This is a genomic window from Sandaracinaceae bacterium (assembly GCA_016706685.1).
GTDB lineage: Bacteria > Myxococcota_A > Polyangia > Polyangiales > Houyiibacteriaceae > JADJJE01.
This window is the reverse complement of record JADJJE010000024.1, coordinates 1-20,870: the sequence shown is the minus strand read 5'-3', so window position 1 is coordinate 20,870 and position 20,870 is coordinate 1. Positions and strand designations below refer to the sequence as shown.

At 71.3% G+C, this 20,870-nt stretch carries 23 protein-coding genes; 6 read left to right on the top strand and 17 right to left on the bottom strand.

The genetic code is table 11. The features are described 5' to 3' along the window. The first annotated feature begins 94 nt into the window (after window positions 1-94). A complete protein-coding gene (locus IPI43_24625) occupies window positions 95-949 on the top strand; it encodes a HEAT repeat domain-containing protein (protein MBK7777271.1) in 855 nt (284 codons plus the stop codon). 38 nt (window positions 950-987) lie between these two features. Further along, on the top strand, window positions 988-3,333 hold the full coding sequence (locus IPI43_24620) for a hypothetical protein (GenBank protein ID MBK7777270.1): 2,346 nt from the start codon (window positions 988-990) through the stop codon (window positions 3,331-3,333). Window positions 3,334-3,354: 21 nt separating this feature from the next. Here IPI43_24620 and IPI43_24615 read toward each other — a convergent pair whose 3' ends face one another. The 12 genes from IPI43_24615 to IPI43_24560 all read right to left on the bottom strand — a co-directional run bounded on the left by IPI43_24615 (window position 3,355) and on the right by IPI43_24560 (window position 13,795). Further along, window positions 3,355-3,879: a leucyl aminopeptidase gene (locus tag IPI43_24615; GenBank protein MBK7777269.1), complete on the bottom strand. Its 525-nt coding sequence runs from the start codon at window positions 3,877-3,879 to the stop codon at window positions 3,355-3,357. 4 nt (window positions 3,880-3,883) lie between these two features. Continuing rightward, on the bottom strand, window positions 3,884-4,348 hold the full coding sequence (gene nusB / locus IPI43_24610) for a transcription antitermination factor NusB (GenBank protein ID MBK7777268.1): 465 nt from the start codon (window positions 4,346-4,348) through the stop codon (window positions 3,884-3,886). Window positions 4,349-4,354: 6 nt separating this feature from the next. Then, the gene (ribE, locus tag IPI43_24605; GenBank protein MBK7777267.1) at window positions 4,355-4,843 is read right to left on the bottom strand and encodes a 6,7-dimethyl-8-ribityllumazine synthase; all 489 of its coding nucleotides are present in this window, start codon (window positions 4,841-4,843) and stop codon (window positions 4,355-4,357) included. A 147-nt stretch (window positions 4,844-4,990) separates the two neighbouring features. Continuing rightward, complete coding sequence (gene ribB / locus IPI43_24600; GenBank protein MBK7777266.1) at window positions 4,991-6,154, bottom strand: 3,4-dihydroxy-2-butanone-4-phosphate synthase; 1,164 nt, start codon at window positions 6,152-6,154, stop codon at window positions 4,991-4,993. Further along, window positions 6,155-7,264, bottom strand: a complete 1,110-nt coding sequence (gene ribD, locus IPI43_24595; GenBank protein ID MBK7777265.1) for a bifunctional diaminohydroxyphosphoribosylaminopyrimidine deaminase/5-amino-6-(5-phosphoribosylamino)uracil reductase RibD — start codon at window positions 7,262-7,264, stop codon at window positions 6,155-6,157. 3 nt (window positions 7,265-7,267) lie between these two features. Further along, a complete protein-coding gene (gene nrdR / locus IPI43_24590) occupies window positions 7,268-7,729 on the bottom strand; it encodes a transcriptional repressor NrdR (GenBank protein MBK7777264.1) in 462 nt (153 codons plus the stop codon). A gap of 40 nt (window positions 7,730-7,769) precedes the next feature. Beyond that, a complete protein-coding gene (locus IPI43_24585) occupies window positions 7,770-9,083 on the bottom strand; it encodes a class I SAM-dependent RNA methyltransferase (GenBank protein ID MBK7777263.1) in 1,314 nt (437 codons plus the stop codon). Beyond that, window positions 9,080-9,673, bottom strand: a complete 594-nt coding sequence (locus tag IPI43_24580; GenBank protein MBK7777262.1) for a hypothetical protein — start codon at window positions 9,671-9,673, stop codon at window positions 9,080-9,082. The genes IPI43_24585 and IPI43_24580 overlap by 4 nt, the downstream gene beginning before the upstream one ends. After that, the gene (gene mnmA / locus IPI43_24575) at window positions 9,660-10,733 is read right to left on the bottom strand and encodes a tRNA 2-thiouridine(34) synthase MnmA (protein MBK7777261.1); all 1,074 of its coding nucleotides are present in this window, start codon (window positions 10,731-10,733) and stop codon (window positions 9,660-9,662) included. Before mnmA ends, IPI43_24580 begins: the two co-directional genes overlap by 14 nt. Window positions 10,734-10,816: 83 nt before the next feature. Next, window positions 10,817-11,920 (bottom strand): aminotransferase class V-fold PLP-dependent enzyme, encoded by a 1,104-nt coding sequence (locus IPI43_24570; protein ID MBK7777260.1) that lies wholly within the window; start codon window positions 11,918-11,920, stop codon window positions 10,817-10,819. Then, entirely contained in the window at window positions 11,917-13,164 is a 1,248-nt protein-coding gene (locus tag IPI43_24565; GenBank protein ID MBK7777259.1) for a hybrid sensor histidine kinase/response regulator, read from the bottom strand. The genes IPI43_24570 and IPI43_24565 overlap by 4 nt, the downstream gene beginning before the upstream one ends. A gap of 4 nt (window positions 13,165-13,168) precedes the next feature. Beyond that, on the bottom strand, window positions 13,169-13,795 hold the full coding sequence (locus IPI43_24560; GenBank protein ID MBK7777258.1) for a hypothetical protein: 627 nt from the start codon (window positions 13,793-13,795) through the stop codon (window positions 13,169-13,171). Between the two features lie 141 nt (window positions 13,796-13,936). On the opposite strand from IPI43_24560, the gene IPI43_24555 reads away from it, so the two are divergent. Both IPI43_24555 and IPI43_24550 read left to right on the top strand, forming a co-directional pair. Next, window positions 13,937-14,593, top strand: coding sequence for a sigma-70 family RNA polymerase sigma factor (locus tag IPI43_24555; GenBank protein MBK7777257.1), 657 nt, complete (start codon window positions 13,937-13,939; stop codon window positions 14,591-14,593). A 37-nt stretch (window positions 14,594-14,630) separates the two neighbouring features. Beyond that, entirely contained in the window at window positions 14,631-15,332 is a 702-nt protein-coding gene (locus tag IPI43_24550; protein MBK7777256.1) for a tetratricopeptide repeat protein, read from the top strand. Window positions 15,333-15,348: 16 nt separating this feature from the next. On the opposite strand, the gene IPI43_24545 is transcribed toward IPI43_24550, so the two are convergent. After that, on the bottom strand, window positions 15,349-15,660 hold the full coding sequence (locus IPI43_24545; protein ID MBK7777255.1) for a hypothetical protein: 312 nt from the start codon (window positions 15,658-15,660) through the stop codon (window positions 15,349-15,351). 220 nt (window positions 15,661-15,880) lie between these two features. Between IPI43_24545 and IPI43_24540 the strand changes: the two genes are divergently transcribed. Both IPI43_24540 and IPI43_24535 read left to right on the top strand, forming a co-directional pair. Beyond that, window positions 15,881-17,404 carry a diguanylate cyclase gene (locus tag IPI43_24540; GenBank protein ID MBK7777254.1) on the top strand — a complete coding sequence of 508 codons (1,524 nt, stop codon included), beginning with the start codon at window positions 15,881-15,883 and terminating at the stop codon, window positions 17,402-17,404. Window positions 17,405-17,528: 124 nt separating this feature from the next. Continuing rightward, window positions 17,529-18,086: a YcbK family protein gene (locus IPI43_24535; GenBank protein ID MBK7777253.1), complete on the top strand. Its 558-nt coding sequence runs from the start codon at window positions 17,529-17,531 to the stop codon at window positions 18,084-18,086. 4 nt (window positions 18,087-18,090) lie between these two features. Here IPI43_24535 and IPI43_24530 read toward each other — a convergent pair whose 3' ends face one another. The 4 genes from IPI43_24530 to IPI43_24515 all read right to left on the bottom strand — a co-directional run. Further along, the gene (locus tag IPI43_24530; protein MBK7777252.1) at window positions 18,091-18,582 is read right to left on the bottom strand and encodes a hypothetical protein; all 492 of its coding nucleotides are present in this window, start codon (window positions 18,580-18,582) and stop codon (window positions 18,091-18,093) included. 185 nt (window positions 18,583-18,767) lie between these two features. Continuing rightward, complete coding sequence (locus IPI43_24525; GenBank protein MBK7777251.1) at window positions 18,768-19,208, bottom strand: CopD family protein; 441 nt, start codon at window positions 19,206-19,208, stop codon at window positions 18,768-18,770. After that, complete coding sequence (locus IPI43_24520) at window positions 19,208-20,347, bottom strand: hypothetical protein (GenBank protein ID MBK7777250.1); 1,140 nt, start codon at window positions 20,345-20,347, stop codon at window positions 19,208-19,210. The genes IPI43_24525 and IPI43_24520 overlap by 1 nt, the downstream gene beginning before the upstream one ends. Further along, on the bottom strand, window positions 20,344-20,870 hold a 527-nt coding region (locus IPI43_24515), incomplete at its 5' end, for a class II fumarate hydratase (protein MBK7777249.1). The genes IPI43_24520 and IPI43_24515, both read right to left, overlap by 4 nt.

Genomic DNA, 20,870 nt, shown 5'->3' with positions numbered 1-20,870 from the left:
CTTCGTGAGGGCGACGGGGGGGCAGTTGTGGCAGGCTCTGGCCGTGGTCCCGTTCCGCCGTGATGTCGCGCCCCCCTTCGCTCCGAGCCTCACCGTGGAGCGCTCCGCGATCGCGTTACGGCCGCCTCCACGGGCTGCCGCGGCCCTCGCCACGTGCCTGGCACTCGCGCTCCCATGGGTGTCCGGCAACGCCACCGCACAGCGCACCCGACCGGCCCCCACAGCAGCGCTCGCTCCCCTGGTGGACGCTGCGCTCGCCGGTGGCACGGACGCCGAGGTGGACGCCGCCATCGACGCTCTGCGCGAGCGCGCCGACGAGGGCGCCACGGCGGCGCTGGTCTCGCTCACGCTGCATCGGCGCGTGGGCGCGCGCCGGCGGGCCTACCTGGCGCTCGCCAGCCTGCGAGGCCCGGACGCGCGGGAGGCCGTGTCACGGGGGCTGTCCGACGCGGACGCCAGCATCCGCGGCTTGTGCGCCCGGGCGCTCGGCGAGATGGGGGCCCACGAGGCGCTCCCCCGCTTGTTCCTCGCGCTCGAGCGCGGCGTGCACGACGCCACGCGCTCCATCGGCGCGCTGGTCAGTGAGGCCGAGCTGCCGCGCTACGACGGCCACCTCGAGCGCGTCCCGTTGGGCGCCATGCTGGAGGGCTACGCGCGCATCGTTCGCCGCGCGGACCTCTCGTGGGAGCTGAAGCAAGGCGTGCTGCATCGGCTCTTCGAGGTGTCCGGGCTCGAGGTGCGTGGCTTCCTGGTGCAGTGGCATCGCGAGCTTCCGGCCAGCGCACCGGCTTCGCTGCGCGCCGACCTCGAGCGCAGCATCCGGCGCATCCCTCTGCGCCCGCGCGTGCGCCCGGGGCAGCCAGGGCAGCCACCGCAACCCGTACAGCCTGCGAACGCGGCACCCGGAGCGCCGGCGGAGACGCCCGAAGCCCCACCGGGTGTGCCATGAATCGAGCCTCGTCGCGTCCTCCGCTGCGGCATGCAGCGTTGGCGGTATGCCTCGTGGCCGCGGGCTGCGGAGGTCACACCCCGGCCACGGTGGACCCGCGCCGTCCGGCCAACGCCAGCGCCACGCTGGATCAGCTCGCCCAACACGCGCTCGCGGTGCCGCTCGACCCGCGCACGCCAGGCTTTGCCGCGCTCACTGCGGCTGGGGAGCTGATCTTCGTGGACGCTGCGGGTCACGAGCGGTACCGCACCGCGAGCACCGCCGCAGAGCTGCTGGTGTGCGGAGATTCCATCGGCGAGGTCTCCGCGGCCCGCCTCGGACTGCGCCGATGGCCTGAGGGCAACGACCTCGGGAGCGTGCCGCGTGATGAACGCACCCAGCTGGTGGGGGCGTCGGTCGAAGGGGAACGGCTGGCCGTGATCGAGGCCACCAGCCCACGCCGCGCCCAGATCAGGCTCGGCACCGTCGGCGCCGGTGGCGTGCAGGTCACACACCGACTCCCCGCCGATGGAGACCTGGGTGCGCCGCTGCTGCGCGCGGGCCTGCTGCTGATCCCCCACGACGGACACGAGCTGCTGCTGCTCGACGCGGGCGACGGCACGGAGCGCGCACGACGGCGCTCCCACGACGACACCATTCGCTGGGCGCGCATGGACCAGGGGCGCGTCTACTTCGGTGGGCGGCGCGCGTACGCGCTGCGTCCGGGCGTCGCCGACACGAACGCGGCCGACGCGGTGCTGGATCCGGATCTGGCGCTCGTGCCCGCACCGCCGTTCGACGCCCAGCTGGACCACACACCGCCGCGCGAGCCCGGCGCAGAAGGCGGCGAGCGTGGCGCAACGTCGAACGCAGCACGTCCCGCGCCAGTGCACTGGGCGCGCGTGCCGCTCGAGCCATCGGACACACCAGGCGCCGATCGGGTCTACGTGATCACGCACGGCCATGTCTTCGCCTTCGATGGCGTGGGGGCGTTCCGCTTCGTCCACACGCTGACCACGCCGCCGGTCGCGACGCTGGCCACGGCGGACGGCTTGACGCTGCTGCACGCCGACGGTCGGCTCGAGGGCCTGCACCCCGACGACGGCTCCCTGCGCTTCGAGCAAGCGTTGCCGCCGCTGCGGTCGGCCCAAGCCGTGCCGGGCACCGGCCCCGACACGCGCACGGTGGAAGCACGGCCGCCCCCCGATCCCGGTTCGAGCCTGCTGGGCGTGTTGCGCGCGCACGACACGCGCACCGTTCCGAATCAAGTGTATGCCGCCCATCTGCTGACCACCGTCACCGAGAGCGTCGCCGCGGGGCTCCTGGCCATCTACGTGGATCGCCGCACGGAACCGCCGGTGCGCGACGCCATCGCCATGACGCTGCGGGCACGCGCGAGCGACACCGACGCGCTGGTGCAGGCGCTGGGCGGTCGCTACGACTTCCTGGCCGAAGGGGGCGAGCGGTCCCCTCCGCCGCTGCACGCCATCATTCCGGCGCTCGCGCGGGCCGAGCGCACCGACGCCTACGCCGCGCTGCTGGGCCACCTCGACGAGCCGGCCACACCGCTCGAGGCGCTCCCCCTGGTCATCGATCAGCTGGTGCGCTGGGGCGGCGCGGAGGCGCTCGCCCCGCTGCTGGCGTTCGTGCGCCGCTACCGCGCGGACAGCAGCTTCGCCGAGGACGCAACGCCGCTAGTGCACGCGGCGCGTGCCGTTGACGCACTGGGCGGCAGCCGCGAGCGGGCCCAGCTGGTGGAGCTGCTGGGGCGCAACGGCACGCACCCCGCGCTGACCGACGCCGTGGCTCACGCTGCGCACGCACGCGAGACGGTGGCGGGGTCGGAGCCCAGCGAAGCCGTGGACCTGCCGGCACCGGAGAGCGCCGAAGACGATGTCAGCTTGCCGCGCCTCGCGTCGAACGAGAGCGTGGAGGCGCACGCGCTCGAGCAGATGTCGCGCCTGTCGCCCTGCCTCGAGGCCGCGCACGCGCAGCAGCCCAGCCTGCGCAGCGTGCGGGTGCGCCTCGTGCTGGAACGCGGTGGGCGCGTGGCGTTCGTGTCCGTTCTGCCGGGTGGTGAGCTCGAGCGATGCATCGCGGACGCCGCCGTGTCCATGCGCTGGCCACGCATCCGTAGCCCGCGCCAGCAGGTCGGCTTCACGCTGCGCCTCGCCGCCGAACCGGCGTCGGGGCGCCCCCGCAGCACGCCCTCGTGGTGGGCCGCCTCCGCCGCACGGGCTCCGCGCGGTGTGGCCGTGCAGCCCGGCCTGCCCTGGTGGGCCTCGCCCGATCGACCCGCTACGCAGGCCACCGAAGAGCCGCGCGAGTGGTGGCAGCCCGAGGGTGACGACCCGAGCGACCCGACGCTCGACCGCTGGTGGCTGCCCACGCCTGATGCGCCCTGAGCAGCCCCAGCCTCGGGCGCCTCAGACCTCGTAGACGCTCGCGGCGCGGCGCGCTCGCAACAGTACGGGCTCCATCTCGCGCTGGGCGTCGGCTTCTTCCACCAGCGTGATCTCGTCGTGCTCCGGGTGCGCCTCGATGATGGCGAGGAAGCGCTCCATCGCGTCGGCCGGCGAGATGAGCCCGAGCGCGCGCCCCGGCAGCACCAGCGTGGCGCTGCGCACCCCAGCCCGCGTGAGGGTCGTCAGCATGGCCTCGAGCGCCTCGTCGAATGCGGCCCCATCGAACTCGCTGGCGCGCCCGCCACCGCGCAGAAACAGCTTGTCGAAGGCCACTTTGGACTCCCCGGGGATCAAGATCGACTCCCCGCGCACACCGCTGGCGACACCCGACTGGATCAAGCGTGAGATGCGCCCTGCCAGACGCCAGTCCAGCAGCCCGAGCGCGCCGCGCAGCGGCCACTCGCCCTCGAACAGCGCCGCGGCCAGCGCTTCGTTGCGCAGCTTGTCGAGGCGACGCAGGTCGGGCGCGACGAAGGCGATCTCCACGCGCTCACTCCTTGTGGAGCTCGGACGCGATGCGGTCGAGCACGCCGTTCACGAAGCCCGCGCTGCCCTCGCTGCCGAAGAGCTTGGCCAGCTCGATGGCCTCGTTCAGCGTCACGCGGCGCGGCACGTCCGGCATGAGCATGAGCTCGCACGTGGCCAGCCGCAGGATGTTGCGGTCCACGCGCGTCATGCGCTCGAGGCGCCAGTGGTGGCTGACGGCGCGGATGGTCGCGTCGATCTCTTCCTGCCGCTCGCCATAGCCGCGCACCAGCTTGTCGGCGAAGGCGCGTGTCTCCTCGTCCAGCGGCTCGGGCAGCTCTTCGTCGCCCGTGAGGCCGTCCGAGGCTTCATCCGCGCTCACGAGCGAGCCCCAGTACAGCTTCAGCGCGGCCTCGGCGGAGTAGCCCACGGTGTCCATCTGATAGAGCACCTGGAGCGCCGCCTGCCTGCCGTCTCGTCGTTGTCCCACAGCGGCCTAGAGTCCGTCGCGCGTGAGGGCCGTGCCCAAGCTGGCCATCTCGAGCGCCGTCATGGCGGCCTCGAAGCCCTTGTTGCCCGCCTTGGTGCCGGCGCGCTCGACGGCCTGCTCGATGTCTTCGGTGGTGATGACGCCGAACGCGACCGGCACGCCGGTGGCCAGCATGGCGGCGCTGGCGCCCGAAGCGGCCTGACCGGCCACGAAGTCGAAGTGCGGCGTGGAGCCGCGGATGACGGCGCCAAGGGCGATGACCGCCGCGAACTGGCCGCTGGCCGCGAGGCGCTTGACCGTGAGAGGCAGCTCGAACGCGCCTGGCACCCACGCCAGCACGATGCGGTCGTCACTGACTCCGCCTGCGCGCTTGAGCGCGTCCAGCGCGCCCTCGAGCAGACGGTCCACCACCAGGTGGTTGAAGCGGCAGGCGACGATCGCGAAGCGAGCGCCCTCGGGTGCGCGGAGGTCTCCCTCGTAGGTCTTGACGCTCATGTGGCTCTCATTCTCCTTGGGCTGCCCGGCAGGCTGGCAGCCCTCGGGGCTGCGCAGCGTCGCACTGTGTCGCATTTCCGGTGCCCGCGCGAGCCCGAAGCCGGGAAGCGCACGGCCGTGTACCGCGTGGGCATGGGTGTAGCGGGATTACTCGGCGCTGGCGTGCACCGCGCGGGCGCCCTCGCCCGCCTTGCCGGGCTGCACCAAGAGCTGCTCCACCACTTCCAGGTGGTAGCCCTCGAGGCTGGGCAGACGCCGCGGGCGGTTGGTCAGGATGCGAATCTTCGAGAGACCCAGGTCGCTCAACACCTGCGCGCCGAGGCCGTACTCGCGCAGCACCACGCCGGGGTCCGTGCGGGTGGGCTCGAGCGGCTCGCCCAGGTAGAAGGCGATGTCGGTGACGGGATCCGGACGCCCCGGGATGAACAGGATGACGCCGGCCCCCTCGCGCTCGATGCACTCCATGGCGTCGATCATGTGCACGCGGTCGCCCATGCGCACCTGGAACACGTCGCCCAGCACGCTGCCCGTGTGCACGCGCACCAGCGTGGGCTCGGCCGTGATGGAGCCGTAGCTCATGGCCAGGAACTGCCGCCCCTCGCCCAGGGTCACCTCGTAGGTGTGGGCCACCCAGGTCTTCCCGGACGGCATGGCGATGTCGGCCTTGCGCACGGGGCGCACCATGCGCTCGCGCGTCAGACGGTACGCGATCATGTCCGCGATGCTCAGGATCTGCAGCCCGTGCTCGGTGGCGAACTCCACCAGGTCCGGGTAGCGGGCCATGGTCCCGTCGTCCTTCATGATCTCGCAGATCACGCCGGCCGGCGCTCGCCCCGCGAGGCGCGCCAGGTCCACGGCGCCCTCGGTGTGGCCGGTGCGCTGCAGCACACCACCCGGCCGCGCACGCAGCGGGAAGATGTGACCGGGGCTGACGATGTCCGAGGCCCGCGCGTCTGACGCCACCGCGGTGAGCACCGTGTGGCAGCGGTCGGCCGCGCTGATGCCAGTGGTCACGCCGTGACGCGCCTCGATGCTGATGGTGAACGCCGTCTCGCGAGACGCACGGTTCTGGCTGACCATCATGGGCAGCTCGAGCTCGTCCACGCGCTCCGCCGTCATGGGCAGGCAGATCAGGCCGCGCGCGTGCTTGGCCATGAAGTTGATGGCGTCGGGCGTGCACAGGTCCGCCGCCATCACGAGGTCGCCCTCGTTCTCGCGGTCCTCGTCGTCCACCAGGATGACCATCTTCCCGGCGCGGATCTCGTCGAGGGCGCGCATCACGCGCTCAATGCTGTCTTGCATCGTCGTCATTTAGTCTTCCGATCGGTCCTTCACCAACGGTCCATCCATCCAAACATCTGGGCCGCGCCGCCGCACACGAGGGGCCTCGATGCGATGAGAGCCGGCCATCGTATCGCTCCCTCTGCCGGACGCAAACGCAGGCGCCTGCGCGTCCCCCACCACCACGGGAGCCACGAACACGGAGGCGTGATCCGCGAGGCCCGCGTCCAGCAGCGCCCCGTGCACCTTGCCGCCGCCCTCCACCAGCAGGCGCACCACGTGGCGTGATCCGAGCGCGCGCAGCGTGGCGTGCAGGTCCACGCCGCCTGGCCCGCGCGGCACCTCGAGCAGCGTTGCGCCCGCCGCCACGAGCGCCTGCGCGCGGGCCTTCGGCACCCCGGGGGCGTGCACGATGAGCGTCTCGGCCCCACCCGGGCGCAGCAGCGCCGCGCTGGGCGGGGTGCGCAGCTTGGTGTCCAGCACCACGCGCAGCGGGTTGCGCCCGCGCACGTGCCGCACGTCCAGCATGGGATCATCCGTGATGACCGTGGACGAGCCCACCAGGACGGCGTCGCTGTCCGCGCGCAGGCGGTGCGCCTGACGGCGGCTGGCGAGCGAGGTGATCCAGCGGCTGTCGCCCGTGCGCGTGGCCATGCGCCCATCCAGCGTCACCGCGGCCTTGAGGCACACGTACGGCAGGCCGGTGGTGAGGTGCTTCCAGAAGCTGCGCACCAGCTCGTCGGCTTCCTGACCACAGACACCAATCTCCACGTCGATGCCCGCCGCGCGCAGCCGGGTTGCCGAGCCCGGCACGTGCGGGTGCCGATCCACGCTGGCCACCACCACTCGTTTCACCCCCGACGCGATCACCGCCTCCGTGCAGGGAGGCGTGCGCCCATGGTGGTTGCAGGGCTCGAGGGTCACGTAGAGCGTGGCGCCGCGGGCCAGCTTCCCCGCGTTCCGCAGCGCGTTGGCCTCGCCGTGCGGACTACCGACGCGTTCGTGATACCCCTCGCCCACCACGACCCCGTTGCGGACGACCACCGCGCCAACGCGCGGGTTGGGGCTGGTGTCACCCATCCGCGCCAGCTGGATGGCCCGGCGCATGTAGCGTTGGTCGTCTCGCTCCGTCGCGCGCATGGTTCAGGCGCTGCTCTCGTCCACCAGGGTGCGCAGCTCTTCCATGAATTCCTCGGCGTTCTGGAAGTCGCGGTACACGCTGGCGAAGCGCACGTAGGCCACTGGGTCGGTGTCGCGCAGGGCACCCAGCACCTTGCTTCCCAGGAGCGCGGAGCTCACCTCCGGGTCGCCGATGTCCACCAGCTGGCGCTCGAGGCGGTTGAGCAGGCGCTCGAGGGTCTCGGCCGAGACGGGCCGCTTCACGCACGCGCGGCGCAGGCCGGCGAGCAGCTTTACCCGGTCGTAGGGCTGGCGGCGGCCGTCCTTTTTGACCACGAGCGGGAGCGTCTGCTCGATGCGCTCGTAGGTGGTGTAGCGGCGCCCGCAACCCTCGCACTCGCGGCGGCGCCGCACGACCTCACCCGCCTGGGAGAGGCGTGAGTCGATGACCTTGTTGTCGAGCTTGCTACAGAAGGGGCAGCGCATCGGGAATCGGCCGTGGTCCTACGATGCATCGCGCCTGGCTTCAAGTCGGAGCGGCACGCGTGAGCAGCGCCACGGTCTCGACGTGGGGCGTCTGGGGGAACATGTCGAAGCCCCGCACACGGGCCAGTTGGTAGCCCGAGTGAACCAGCGTGGCGATGTCCCGCGCCAGGGTGCGCGGGTCGCACGAGACGTAGACGATGCGGTCTGGGCGGTGCACGCGGGCAATGCGGCCCACGGCGTCCTCTGCACCCTCGCGCGGGGGGTCCAGCACCACCCGCGAGAAGCGCTTGCTGGGCGAGTCGGCCGCATTGCCGGTGAGCACCTTGGCGCTCAGGCCACGCGCGGCCAGGTTCCGCATGGCGAGCGCGGACGCAGCCTCATCGCGCTCGACGGCGGTGAGCTGGGCGCCCGACGCCGCGAGCGCCACGCTCAGGTTGCCGCTCCCCGAGTACAGCTCGAGGGTGTCTTGGCCGCTCGCCTCGGCCCACAGCACGGCCGTGGCCACCAGCGCCTGATTGACCGCCGGATTGGCCTGCGAGAAGCCCGCGAGGGGCACGCTCAGCGGTTGCCCCGTCAGGTCCACGGCCGCCTCGGCAGGGTCGCCGAAGACCGCGTGGCTGGTGGCACCACCGGCGAGGATCCCCACGCCCTGCAGCGCGCCGTGCTGCACCAGGCGCTCCATGGCGGCGTAGACCGTGGGCGGCAGGGGGCCGTCGCTGCGCAGCTCCACCACCACGCCGCGCTCGCCGTGGCCCAAGTGCACGTCCATCCCGCCTGGAGCCGCGGCGGCCGTCAACGCTGCGCCGAGGGCAGTGACCGCGGACGCGATGGCGTCCGACTGCACCACGCAGTGCGCAATGGGGACCACCCGCCGCGACCCGCTCGCTCGGTAGCCCAGCACGCCCCCTTCGAAGCGCATGCGTGCGCGGCTGCGATAGCCCAGATCCTGTTCGAGCCCGGCCGGGTCCAGCTCCACCGGCTGCAGCGGCGTGACGCGTGCGTTCGTGAGCGCCCGCTCGATCAACGTGCGGCGAGCGTCGCGCTGGGCTTCGGGGGCCAGCGCCATCCATGCGCAGCCACCGCAGGCTTCGGCGTGAACACAGGGCGCAGCGCGGCGCTGCGCCGACGCCTCGAGCACCTCTGCGTCCCCCGCCAGCAACAGCTTTCCCTGCCGACGCAAACCCTTCAGACGCACCCGCTCGCCGGGGAACACCCCCGCGCGGAACACGTCCCCCAGCTCGGTCTGGACCACACCGTCGCCGCCCATGGCCAGCTGGGTGACGCGCCCATCCACGAAGCGCGGGAGCGGCGCAGCGGGACCACCCTTCTGCGCAACGGGCCGCTTGGCCCTCACGGGTAGCGCTGCCCGGGACGCCCGCGCGCGAACAGGAACGTGAAGTACCCGCTCAGCTCGGCCGTGGACGGCTCTTCCTCGCCATCGTCCATGACCAGGCCGTCGATGGTGGCGCTGGTCTCGGGGCCGTCGTCCGAGCGAGGGTCGTACAGCGCGGTGAAGGTGATGGTGCCCGAGCGGGCGATCAGCACCACGGACGGGTCGCGCCGCGCGGGCCGGCAGGTGCCATCGAGGGTGAGGGTGATGGTGACCGGGGAGTCCTCGGCCGAGAGATCGATGGGGGTCCCGAAGCTGCCCCGCACCTCCTCCACGTCGCTGATGGAGATGACGAGGCCATTGCTCAGGTCTTGGTAGTTGCTGCCGCGCTGGACGCGGATGACGGCCGTGTTCTCCCACGGGTCCTGCACGAAGAAGTCGGGCCGCAGCTCCCACGCCGTGTCATCGATGCCGCACTCGGGTGCCGACACCGATCCGCTGACCTCGCCCTCGCCCTCCCCATTGGCACATGCACCCAAGCAGAGCGTCAAGGCCACGGCGAGGTGCCGCCCTGCCCGAGCGATCACCTGCACGCCCTGCTCAGACCAGCGCATGCTGCTGCGCGGGGACACGCTCTTCGGTGATGAATCCGCCGCCGACGACCTCATCCCCGACGTATACCACCGCCGCTTGCCCAGGTGTAATGGCGCGCTGAGGCGAGGCGAAGTCCGCACGGAAGCCCGCTGCGGTGGGGGTGATGCGAGCGGGCGCAGGGTCGTGCCGGTACCGCACGCGCACCGACGCATCGAAGGGTCCGTCTGGCATGGCGCCCGCCACCCACGCGGCGTCCGTGACCACCAGCGAGCGCGAGCCGAGCGCGGCCTCGTCGCCCAGCACCACTTGCCGCTGGTCCAGGAGGATGCGCAGCACATAGCGCGGCTTCTCGCTGCCCCCACCCATGCCCAGCCCCTTGCGCTGGCCCACGGTGAAGCCCTCGATGCCCTCGTGCGTGCCGAGGCGGGTGCCCTGCTCGTCCACGAAGGTGCCAGACGCCGTCCCGCCGCGCTGACGCGAGACGAAGCCACGGATGTCCCCGTCCGGCACGAAGCACAGCTCCTGGCTGTCCGGCTTGTCGGCGTTGGGCACCCCCAGCCGGCGGCCCTCGGCGCGGGTCTCGTCCTTGATCCTCTCCCCCAGCGGAAAGATCATGCGCGCGAGGGTGTGTTGCGGCAGCCCGAAGAGGAAGTAGCTCTGGTCCTTGCCGTGGTCCACGCCCCGCAGCAGCCGGGTGCGAGCCCCGTCCTGGGTGGTCCGTGCATAGTGGCCCGTGGCTACGTGGGTGGCACCGAAGCGCCCCGCCAGCTCGGCCAGGTGCACCAGCTTCACGGTGCGGTTGCACTGCACGCACGGGATGGGGGTGCGGCCCGCTGCATACTCGTCCAAGAAGGGGTCCACCACGTGCCGCCGGAAGGCCTCGCGCTCGTCCAGCACGTAGTGCGGGATGCCCAGCGCCTCGCAAGTGCGCCGGGCGTCGTCGCGGTCTTCCGGCGCGCAGCAGCGCCCCACCTGCTCTTCGCCGCTCGCGTCCCAGAGGTGCAGCGTGACGCCAATCAGGTCGTGCCCCTGCTCGTGCAGCAGCGCCGCCGCCACGGACGAGTCCACGCCGCCGCTCATGGCGACCAGGATCCTGCGGCGTGTGGGGCTCTCGAGCATGGGGAGGTGTGATAGCAGCGCTACCGCGACCGCGCACCCAGTGCTCAGACGCGCGTGAGCACCCGGGTCAGCGCGGCCATCGCGAGCTCCACCTCGTGGGCGCTGGTGGTGTGCGACAGACTGAAGCGCACGGACGCGGTCGCCCGCCAGGGCTCCGCCGGGTGCAGCGCCAGCACGGCCTTGATGGGCTCGGTCAGGCCGCTCGAGCAGGCGGCCCCGGCCGAGGCACACACCCCCTCCACGTCCAGCGCGGCCACCAGCACGTCGGCGCGCTGCCCGCGGAACGCCACCTGCGTCACCGTGGGTACCCGCTGCAAGGGGGCCCCGTTGACCATGCCGCCGAGCGATAGCGCGTGGGCCTCCAGCCTGTCGCGCAGTGCCCCTACGGCGGTGAGCGAGAGCGGACTCACGTGCAACGCTGCGCACGCCGCGCCGAACCCCACGTGGCCCAGCACGTTGGGCGTGCCAGGGCGTCGCCCACGCTCTTGCCCGCCTCCGCGGAGGAGCGCACCGAGCTGCACTCCGCGGCGCACCCACAGCGCGCCGGTGCCTGCGGGACCACCCACTTTCTGCCCAGCGAAGGCCACCGCGTCGAACGGGGCGTCATCGAGATTGACCGGGAGCTTTCCGAGGGCCTGGGTCGCGTCCACGAAGACCGTGGCGCCGCGGGCACGCGCCTGCTCGGCCCAGGCGTGCACGGGCAGGACCACCCCGGTCTCGTGGTTGACCCACTGCGCGGCCAGCACGTCGCCCGGCTCCATCCGGGACACCACTTGCTCCGCCGTGGGCCACGCGTCGGCGGGGCTGCCCACGACGGTGACGGTCCCCTCGGCCTCGGCTGCGGCTCGCACCGCCGGGTGTTCGAGCGCGGTGAGAGTGGCTCGCTGCCGACCACCCGGCCGCTGCAAGAGCCCGTGCACCCCCAAGTTGCACGCCTCGGTGCCCCCGCTGGTCAGCACGATGTCCGCGGCCTTCGCGCCCACGGCCGCGGCCACCTGCTCGCGCGCGCGCTCCAGCAGCGCCCGCGCGTCGCGACCTGCGGCGTGCACGCTCGATGGGTTCGCCCACGCGCGCTCGCGCGCCTCTGCCATGGCCCGCTCCGCCGCCGCCACGAGCGGGGTCGCCGCGTGGTGGTCGAGGTAGATCACGACCCGCCTCGGGCCCCCGCCGCTGACCCCTCCCGCAACGCCACCAGCCGCACCAGGGCACCGCGCGAGCGTTGACCTGCCACGTCCTCGGTGGGCGGCGACTGCATGGTGACGGTGCCCCCGTGAGCCTCGAACACGCGCCGCGCGAACGCTAGACCCAGCCCCACGCCCTGGTGGCGCCGCGTGCGCGATCCGTCGGCCTGGTAGAAGGGCTCGAACACGCGCTCGATCTGCGCCGACTGAACACCGGGACCGTCATCGGCCACCAGGAAGGCATAGCCGCGCGGCGCGAGGCCATCGCTGCCCACCCCCGGGACCGGGCGCACCGCCACGCACACCTGACCGTGCGGCGGCGAGAACTTCACGGCGTTGTCCAGGACGTGGACCATGGCGCGCCGGATCTTGTCGGCGTCCCCTAGCGCGGCGGGCCCCGTGGCGGCCGGCTCCTGCACGAGCTCCACGTTGAGCGAATCGGCGAGCCCGCGCACCTCGTTGACCGCCTCGCGCGCGACGGCGAGGAAGTCGAAGGCGCGCGTGTTGAACTGCATGTTGCCCGACTCGAACGTGCTCACGTCGAGCAGCAAATCCACCACGGCGCGCAGGCGGTCCGTGGAGGTGGTCATGGCCTCCACGCACTTGTGTTGCGCCGCGCTCAGCGGGCCGAGGTCCTGGTTGTGCAGCAGCCGCAGGTAGCCCACCACGGGGGTCATGGGCGTGGCCAGCTCGTGCGTGACGTTGCGCAGAAACTCGCGGCGCAAGCGCGCCATCTCCTCGAGACGGGCGTTTGCCTCCGACAGCTCGCGCACCTTGGCCTCGAGACGCGCCACGATCTGCTGGCTCTTCTCGCGCAGACGGGCCTCGCCGCTGGCTTGATCGCCGCGCTCGCGCTTGCCGCCGATGAAGCGCTCGATGCGCCGCGCGAACACCCGAGCGTCGATGGGCTTGCCGAAGAAGCCGTCGCACCCCACGGCAAGGCTGGTCTCGCGGTCCCCCTCGGCCGTGATGGCCACGATGGGTGTCGTGGCCAGCGAGGGAATGCCGCGCAGGCGCAGCGTGACCTCGTAGCCGTCGAGGTCCGGGATGTTGATGTCCACCAGGATCAAGTCCGGCACCAACTCGGCCGCGATGCGAATGCCCTCGAGGCCGGTGGCGGCGTCCACCACCGTGTGCCCCGCGGCGCTCAGCAGCTTGGTGACCAAGCGCCGGTTCACGGGGTCGTCTTCGATGTGCAGGATGGTGGCCATGGCTTCAGCTGCCGCGCGTGAGGAGGGTGGCAAAGCGCCCGGCACCGGGCGGCAGCTGCCCACCACTTCGCGTGTAGCGCAGGAGCGGCAACGCGAAGCGGTCACATGCCGTGTGGGCGCTGACTTGCTGCCATGTGTCCTGTTCGTCTTGCGCGGGTGGGATGGATGCCATGGCCGCTCGGCTCGTGCCTGCTTCCACCGTTCGGTGCTCCACCCGCCCCGCCGTTCCGTCATGCCAGTCGATGACCAGGCACTCCCAGTGGCTGGCGCTCAGCTCGCGGCAGAGTGCCGCACCGCCTGCGGTGGCGTTCCCATACACGAAGGCGCCGCAGGCCGGCTCGAGCGCGCCGAGCTTGGCGAGCAGTTCGGCCTGCAGGACCGCGTCATCCTCCAGCACCAGCATGGTGGCGAAGAGCGCCTGCGCGCGCGCCGGGTCCACCGACGCATCGCTGACGTCGCGGTGGAACAGGCTCACCAGCTGGCGCCGCTCGGCCGGCGGGTGCTCGCGCCACGCCAGGGCCAGCTCGTCGAGGGCCATGTCGTCCGAGAGTGCTCGCGTCAGCCACGCTCGGAGCGGCCGTGACACGCCACGGTCCGTGCGCGCCAATCCCGGTCTCGCGAGCGTGCTCATCGGCCGCGAAGGTAGCAGCCTGGGTCGCCGGCTGCATCACCCGCGTGGGCGGGTGGCACCTTCGCGTTTTCGGGTCATGGTTCGCCACTGCATGTATGCGTGTGTGCGTATCCTGACACACCGCCCTCTCCGCGACTGCCCATGAGCGACTCCGACCGCGCCACGCTGATCAGCGAGCACAAGCCTCTCATCCACGCCATCGCGCGCCGAGTCCGCGCCGAGGTGGGGACACAGGTGGCCGTGGAGGACCTCGAGGCGTTCGGCATTCAGGGGCTGCTCGAGGCGCACTCACGCTTCGACGCCAGCCGCGGAGCCCGCTTCGGGACCTTTGCCTACTACCGCATCCGCGGCGCCATGCTGGACGGCGTGCGCAAGATGGTGGACGCGCCGCCCAAGGGCATGCTGCGGGCCAAGCGCCAGCAGGCCGCAGACGACATCGCCGAGAGCGCTGGCCTCGAGCGCGCCGCCGATCCTGCGGGTCGCTCCCCCGAGCGGGCCGCCGAGGCCATGCAGCGGACGCTCGCGCGCCTGACCACGTCGTTCGTGGCCAGCTGTGTGGACGCCGACCCCGACGCTGCGCCCACGCCCGACGGCCCCCTGCTGCGCCGCGAGCGTCAGACCGAGGTGCGGCGCGCACTCCAGCAGCTGCCCGAGCGCGAGCGAACCATCCTGGTGGCGTTCTACTTCGACGAGCGCTCGCTGGACGACGTGGCCCGCGAGCTGGGGCTGAGCATCTCTTGGGCCAGCCGGCTGCACCACAAGGGCTTGGACCGCCTGCGCGAGCTGCTGGCCGTCTGAGGTGGCCCCACCACCTCGCAGCTCGCTACACTCGGGCGTGCTGCCCCACCGCTTCGTCGTTCTCGTGTGTCTCAGCCTCGTGGGCCTGGGGTGGCTCCCCAGCCGTGCGCACGCGCAAGCCGCGCTGACCGACCCGGACCTCACGCGCCGCAGGGAGGCCCGCATGGAGCGTGAGCTCGCGCGGGGTCGTGCCCAGGCGGCGGCCGGCCACACGGCGCTCGCCCAGCGTCACTTCGAAGACGCCATGCGGGCCAACCCATCCGCGCCACAGCCTTATCTCGAGCTGGGGCGCGCCTTCCTGCTGCTCCAGCGCCCCGCCGACGCCATCACCATCCTCGAGGCGGGCCGGCTCCGGGCGCCCGACGACACCGCGCTGGTAGCAGCGTTGGCAGATGCCCTCGTGGCTAGCGCGCGCGAGCAAGACGCGCTCCGCCTGTTGCGTGAAGCCACCCGGCGTCATCGCGAGCACGTGGACCTGCAGCACCGTCGCGGCGCGCTGGCCCAGTCCGTGGGTGCTTGGTCGGAAGCGGCCGACGCTTACGCCGCCCTGCTGGACCTCGCCGAGACGGGAGAAGCCGTCCCCCCCGAGGTCGTGGCGCGAGCCGCGGCCACCCTGCGAGCGCTGGGAATCGTGCTGGAGGAAGGGCACCCCCGCGCGCATCGCTGCGACGCCCCTGGCACCACCGCTGCCGAGCGCTGGGAGCGCGCCCTGGCGGATTGCGCGCCCAACGGCTCCTGAAGCCACGGAGCCCGACTCACTGCTGAGACTGGAGCGTCTGCTTCACGGCGCCGGCTGCCTTGTCCACCACCTTGCTGCCCAGCTCCAGCTCTTGGGTGTGGCGATACACCCGAGCCTGGAGGGCAATGAGCGCCTCCGGCGCCAGCTGGCCGTGGCTGCCAGACCGGAGCGCGCGGTCCATGGCCCGCTCGTCGTCGGCGATGCCCTCGGCCACACGGCGCAAGGAGTCGCGGAAAGAGGCCCCCGACAGGGAGTCGGTGGGTGTCGAAGGCGACGCAGGGGGCAAGAGGTCTGGTGTGAGGGGCGAACGCCTAACGGTGGTGGTCATGTGTGGGGTCTCCGGTGGTGGCCACTTATCGGTCCCCAAACCCACGCTTTGCGTGTCCCGTGCGTAAGACTTTTCGCCCATGTCCACAATTTTCGGTTGAGCGCGCTGCTCGCGGGCTTGTCATGATACGATTCCCGCGGGGTCTCCGTTGTCGGAACAGGCGAACACACCGCAAGCCAGTCTGCTGAACCGTTCCCTCGGTTATGGGCCGGCGCTCGCCGTGCTGATCGTAGGGTCGGCCCTTGCCTATGCGGGCTTCCGCTACGCCCGTGCCGCCGAGGATGGCGCCCTCGAGGCGCGCTTCGGTCGTGCAGCCGACGCCCGCGTCGCCGCCATCGAGAGCACGCTCGACTCACGTTTGCTGGCCCTCGACGCTCTCTACGCCTACGTGGACTCGCGGGACGCGGTGGACCAGGCAGGGCTCGAGCACTTCGCCACCCCCCTGTTCGAGCGCGTGGCCGAGGTGGAAGCGCTGGCCTGGGTGCCACGGGTTGCGGGGGGAGATCGCAAGCACTTCGAAGAGTCGCTCACCGCCGAGATCGGAGACGACGTCTTCGTCCGCAACCTCTCTCGGGATGGCAGCCTGCGGCGCGCGCCCGATGGCGACCAGTTCTACCCCATCGCCAGCACCTTCCCCATCGACCCAAACCGTGACTTGCTGGGACTGAACATCCAGTCGGACCAAGAGCGCTCGGTGGCTCTCCTGCGAGCGCTGTCGAGCGGGACACCCGTGGCCACGGGCCCGCTGACTTCGCTGGTGGCTGAGGAAGGCGACGAGGCGGGGCCCGTGCTGACCGTGTTCGTGCCCATCTACGATGCCTACGCCAGCCGCGCTCGACGGCCGCGCGGAGCGGTGATGGGGGTGTTTCGGGTATCTGACTTGATTCACGAAGCTCTTCGGCTCTTCGCGGACGACATCACGGTCCGGGTCTACGACGTCACCTCCCCCACGAACCGTCGCCTGATGTGGGAAGTCGGCGAGGCGGAGGCCGACGCGCCCTTCAGGCGGGCACGCACCCTCGAGGTCGCCGGCCGGACGTGGCAGGTCTCGAGCGACGCAGGTCCCGGCTACCTCACCGAGGGGCACACCGGGTCGCCCTGGTCCGTGCTCTGGGGCGGCCTCTTGGCCTCCATCGTCCTGACAGCATATGTATCAATCGGCATCCATCGCGCACGGTTGATCGACAACCTGGCACGCGATCTCGACAAGATGTCCCGTGAAGACCCACTCACCGGCATCGCCAACCGGCGCGTCTTCGACATGCGCCTTCGTCGGGAGTGGCAGCAAGGGACCCGCACGGCAGCCCCGCTCTCGCTGCTGATGATCGACATCGACCACTTCAAGCGCTTCAACGACTCGCTGGGCCACCAAGCCGGAGACGCCTGCCTGCAAGCGGTGGCCCAGGTGTTGGCCTCCTCCGCGGCGCGCTCCACGGACCTGCCCGCACGCTATGGCGGCGAGGAATTCTCGGTGATCCTGCCGGTCACGGACGAGGGCGGCGCCGAGCAGGTGGCCAAGACCATCCTCTACCGCGTGCAGCGTCTCGAGGTGTTGCACCCCGACTCGAGCACCGCCCCGCACATCACGGTCAGCATCGGCGTCGCCACGCTGCTGGCCACCGCCGACAAGGCCGAGAGCGAGCTCATCAAGGTGGCCGACCGCGCTCTCTACCGGGCCAAGAAGGAGGGGCGGAACCGGGTGGTAGTGGCCATCCCCTCGGACGCGCTCGACTCTGGCAGCTGATTTTGCCCTCGGGCGCGGTTCTTGGCACCATCCCGGCGTGTCCGTGAGCCTCTTCGAACGTCTGCGAGATGCGGTGGCCGCGCTGGGTGCGGGCGCCATCACGGGACTGGCCCTCCCTGCTGCGCTGCTGGCCGAGCCCCCGCCCGCCCCCACGCTCGCGGAGACACCAGCGGACAGCCAGGCCGTGGACGAGCTGCCGGACTACAGCCGCAAGGCCGCGCGTCGGCTGGCAGGCGACCCGCGCACGCAGCGCTTCGACGTCACCTTCTGGAACATCCACACGCGGGAGCTGCTGCCCGTTCCCACCGACGGCCTGCCCGGCGCCGCCGACCTGTCACGCTTTCTGCGTTGCCGGGTGACGGGCGACCAATCGCCGATGAGCCCTGCCCCCTTCGCGATCGCCGCCAATCTGGCCCGTCGGGAGGGCCGCCCGCGGGTGCACGTGGTGAGTGGCTACCGTTCGCCCAAGCTCAACGCGCACCTGCGAAAGAAGGGCCGCGACGTGGCCGAGGCCAGCTACCACATGCTCGGCAGCGCGCTCGATTTTCGCATCCCCGGGGTGCCCACGCGGCGGCTCACCACCCACCTGGAAGACACACACGAAGGTGGCGTGGGCCGCTACCCGCACAGCAACTTCGTGCACGTGGACGACGGGCCGCGCCGCCGCTGGCGCGGGCAGTAGCGCGTCAGTGGCAGCCCTCGAAGCTCAGGGCGCCAACCGCAGAGACCGTGTTGCCCTCGCCGTCATCGAGCGCGCAGTCCACGTCGAAGGTGATGGTGCCGTAGCCGGGGTCCGACACGCGTGTGGCAATCAGGCAGCCCACGCCCTCGAGCCCGCTGTACACCACGCCGCCGATGTCCACCGAGGCCTCGTCGCTGCTGATGTGAACGTTGCGCAGCCCGGTGGATGCCTCGTCCCGCGAGACGATGACGCTGAAGAAGTCGCGCTCGACGGTGCACTCGCCCGCGACGCTGGTGTTGATGGCACGCGGGGAGCGAACCAGCGTGGTGGCCGTGGGAAAGTCCACCACCACGGTGGTGTCGGGCGAGACCGCCACGTCCACGCGGCCCGTCACGATGAGGGGGTCGGATCCACAGGCTGCGCTCGTGGCGACCAAGCCCCCGGTGACCAGCAAGGACGAGAGACGACGGAGGAGCAGCGAGCGAGGCTTCGGCATGGTGGGCTCTTGGTGAACGACGGTGGACTGGGCGCGTGAGCGGTACGTCGGCTGCGCTATGCGACCAACGTGCCAACAGGGCGACGCTCCCCACAGGCTACCAAGACCCCCAAAGCGTGGCCAAGCGCGCGGACGTGCGCCGTGGGTTCACGCTCCGGACAGCGGGCGTGACCCCGGGTTCACGCTCAGAACGGCTTCATGATGGCGAGGAACACGACCAGCGTGGCCACCGCGAGCACGGCGCTCGACAGCCCGCGCAGCTTGCCCGGCGAGAGCGGGACGCTCCCGTTGGCGGCCTTGCGGAGGTGCCCCGACAGCACACCGGTGAGCGCCGAGGCCACCAGGATGAGGGTGAGCTTGGCGTGCATCCAGCCCGCCCGCGCGTACACGTCGCCGAACGACGGCACCAGGATGAGCAGGCCCGCCACCCAGGCGAGGCCCATGCCCACGGTCACCCGCGCCAGCACGCCGATGCGGGCCACGCGAGCCAGCTTCTGCGAGTCGATCTCGGCGGTGGCCGCGGCCAGCGCCATGATGCCCACGAAGGCCACGCCGCCCACCCAGAGGATGGCGCCAACGAGGTGGAGGGCGCGCAGCGCCAGCGGAAGGACACCCGAGGTCAACATCAGAGAGCCTTCTCGTACACGCGGTACGTCTTGTAGATCTGCGCGCGCATCGCCTTGATGCCCAGGTTGATGGGGCGGTTGTCTTCCAGCGTCCAGCTGAGCTCCGCCCACTTGTACTGCGGCTTCTTCATGCCGCGGTAGGCCAGCTCGGCGTACATGGCCGTGGACAGGGCGCCGTAGCGCTTCTTGGCGCGCATGTCCTTTCGCAGGCCCAGCAGCACCAGGCGCGCCGACGAGGTGCCCTTCACCTTCAGGCGGTAGAGCAGCTTGGCCCAGCCGAAGGGGAAGAGCTTGCCGTTGAGGTCGCGCGCGGCCTCGTTGAGGTTGGGGATGCACACCACCATGCCCACCTCGCGGCCCTCCACCTCGGCGAAGAACGCCAGGTCGGGGTCCAGCAGCAGCTTGAAGTCCTGCGCCATCTTCGCGACCTCGGCCTCGGTGGCCGGCACGAAGCCCCAGTTCTCGCTCCACGCGTCGTTGAAGATCTCCACCAGCGTGTCCACCTCTTGGCGCATACGCGACTTGTCCACGCTGCGGAAGCGCACCTCGGGCAGCGCCATCATGTCGGCGTGGGCCTTGGCTGCGCGCGGCGGCGGCTCCGCCACCACGTACTTCCACGCGTAGAGGTCTTGCACCTTCTCGTAGCCGTAGGACTCGATGAGCCCGGCCTGGTAGCGCGTGGAGTGCGGCATCATGAGCACCGGCGGGTGCTCGAAGCCGTCGATCAGCACGCCCGACTCCTCGTTGATGGTGAGCGAGAACGGGCCGCGCACGCGCTTCATGCCGCGCGCCTTGAGCCACGACTCGGCGGAGGCCAGCAGGCGGTGCGCCACGTCGGCGTCGTCGATGGTGTCGAGGAAGCCGAAGAAGCCCGTCTCGTCTTGGTGCACGCGCAGGTGCTCGCGGTCGATCTGCGCGGAGCAGCGCCCCACCAGCTTGCCGCCGCGCCAGGCCGTGAAGAGCGTGCCCTCCGCGTGCTCGAAGAGCGGGTTCTTGCCGGGGGTCAGGCGGTCACGCAGCTCCATCTCGAGCGGCGGGATGTAGGCCGGGTCGTTCCGAAAGATGTCGTACTGGACCCGAATGAAGTCTTCGAGGTCGAGCCCCATGCGGTGCTCACGGATCTCGACGTTTCCGCTCATGACTGGGGCGCCTTCAGGGACCCGACCATGTCTTCGGGCTTCACCCAGGCGTCGAACTGCTCGGATGTGAGCAGGCCCAGCTCGATGGCCGCCGCCTTGAGCGTGCCGCCGGTCTTGTAGGCGTGCTTGGCCACCTTGGCCGCGTTGTCGTAGCCGATGTGGGGGTTGAGGGCGGTCACCAGCATGAGCGAGCCATGCAGCTTCTGCTCGATGACGGTGCGGTTGGGCTCGAGGCCGGCCACGCAGTGCTCCTCGAAGCTCTCGGAGCAGTCGGCCAGCAGGCGCACGGACTGCAGCAGGTTGTAGGCCATGACCGGCTTGAACACGTTGAGCTCGAAGTTGCCCTGCGAGCCCGCGAAGCCGATGGTGGCGTCGTTCCCGAAGACCTGCACGCACACCATGGTGGTGGCCTCGCACTGCGTGGGGTTCACCTTGCCCGGCATGATGGAGCTGCCCGGCTCGTTCTCGGGGATGGTGAGCTCGCCGATGCCGCAGCGCGGTCCGCTGGCCAGCCAGCGCACGT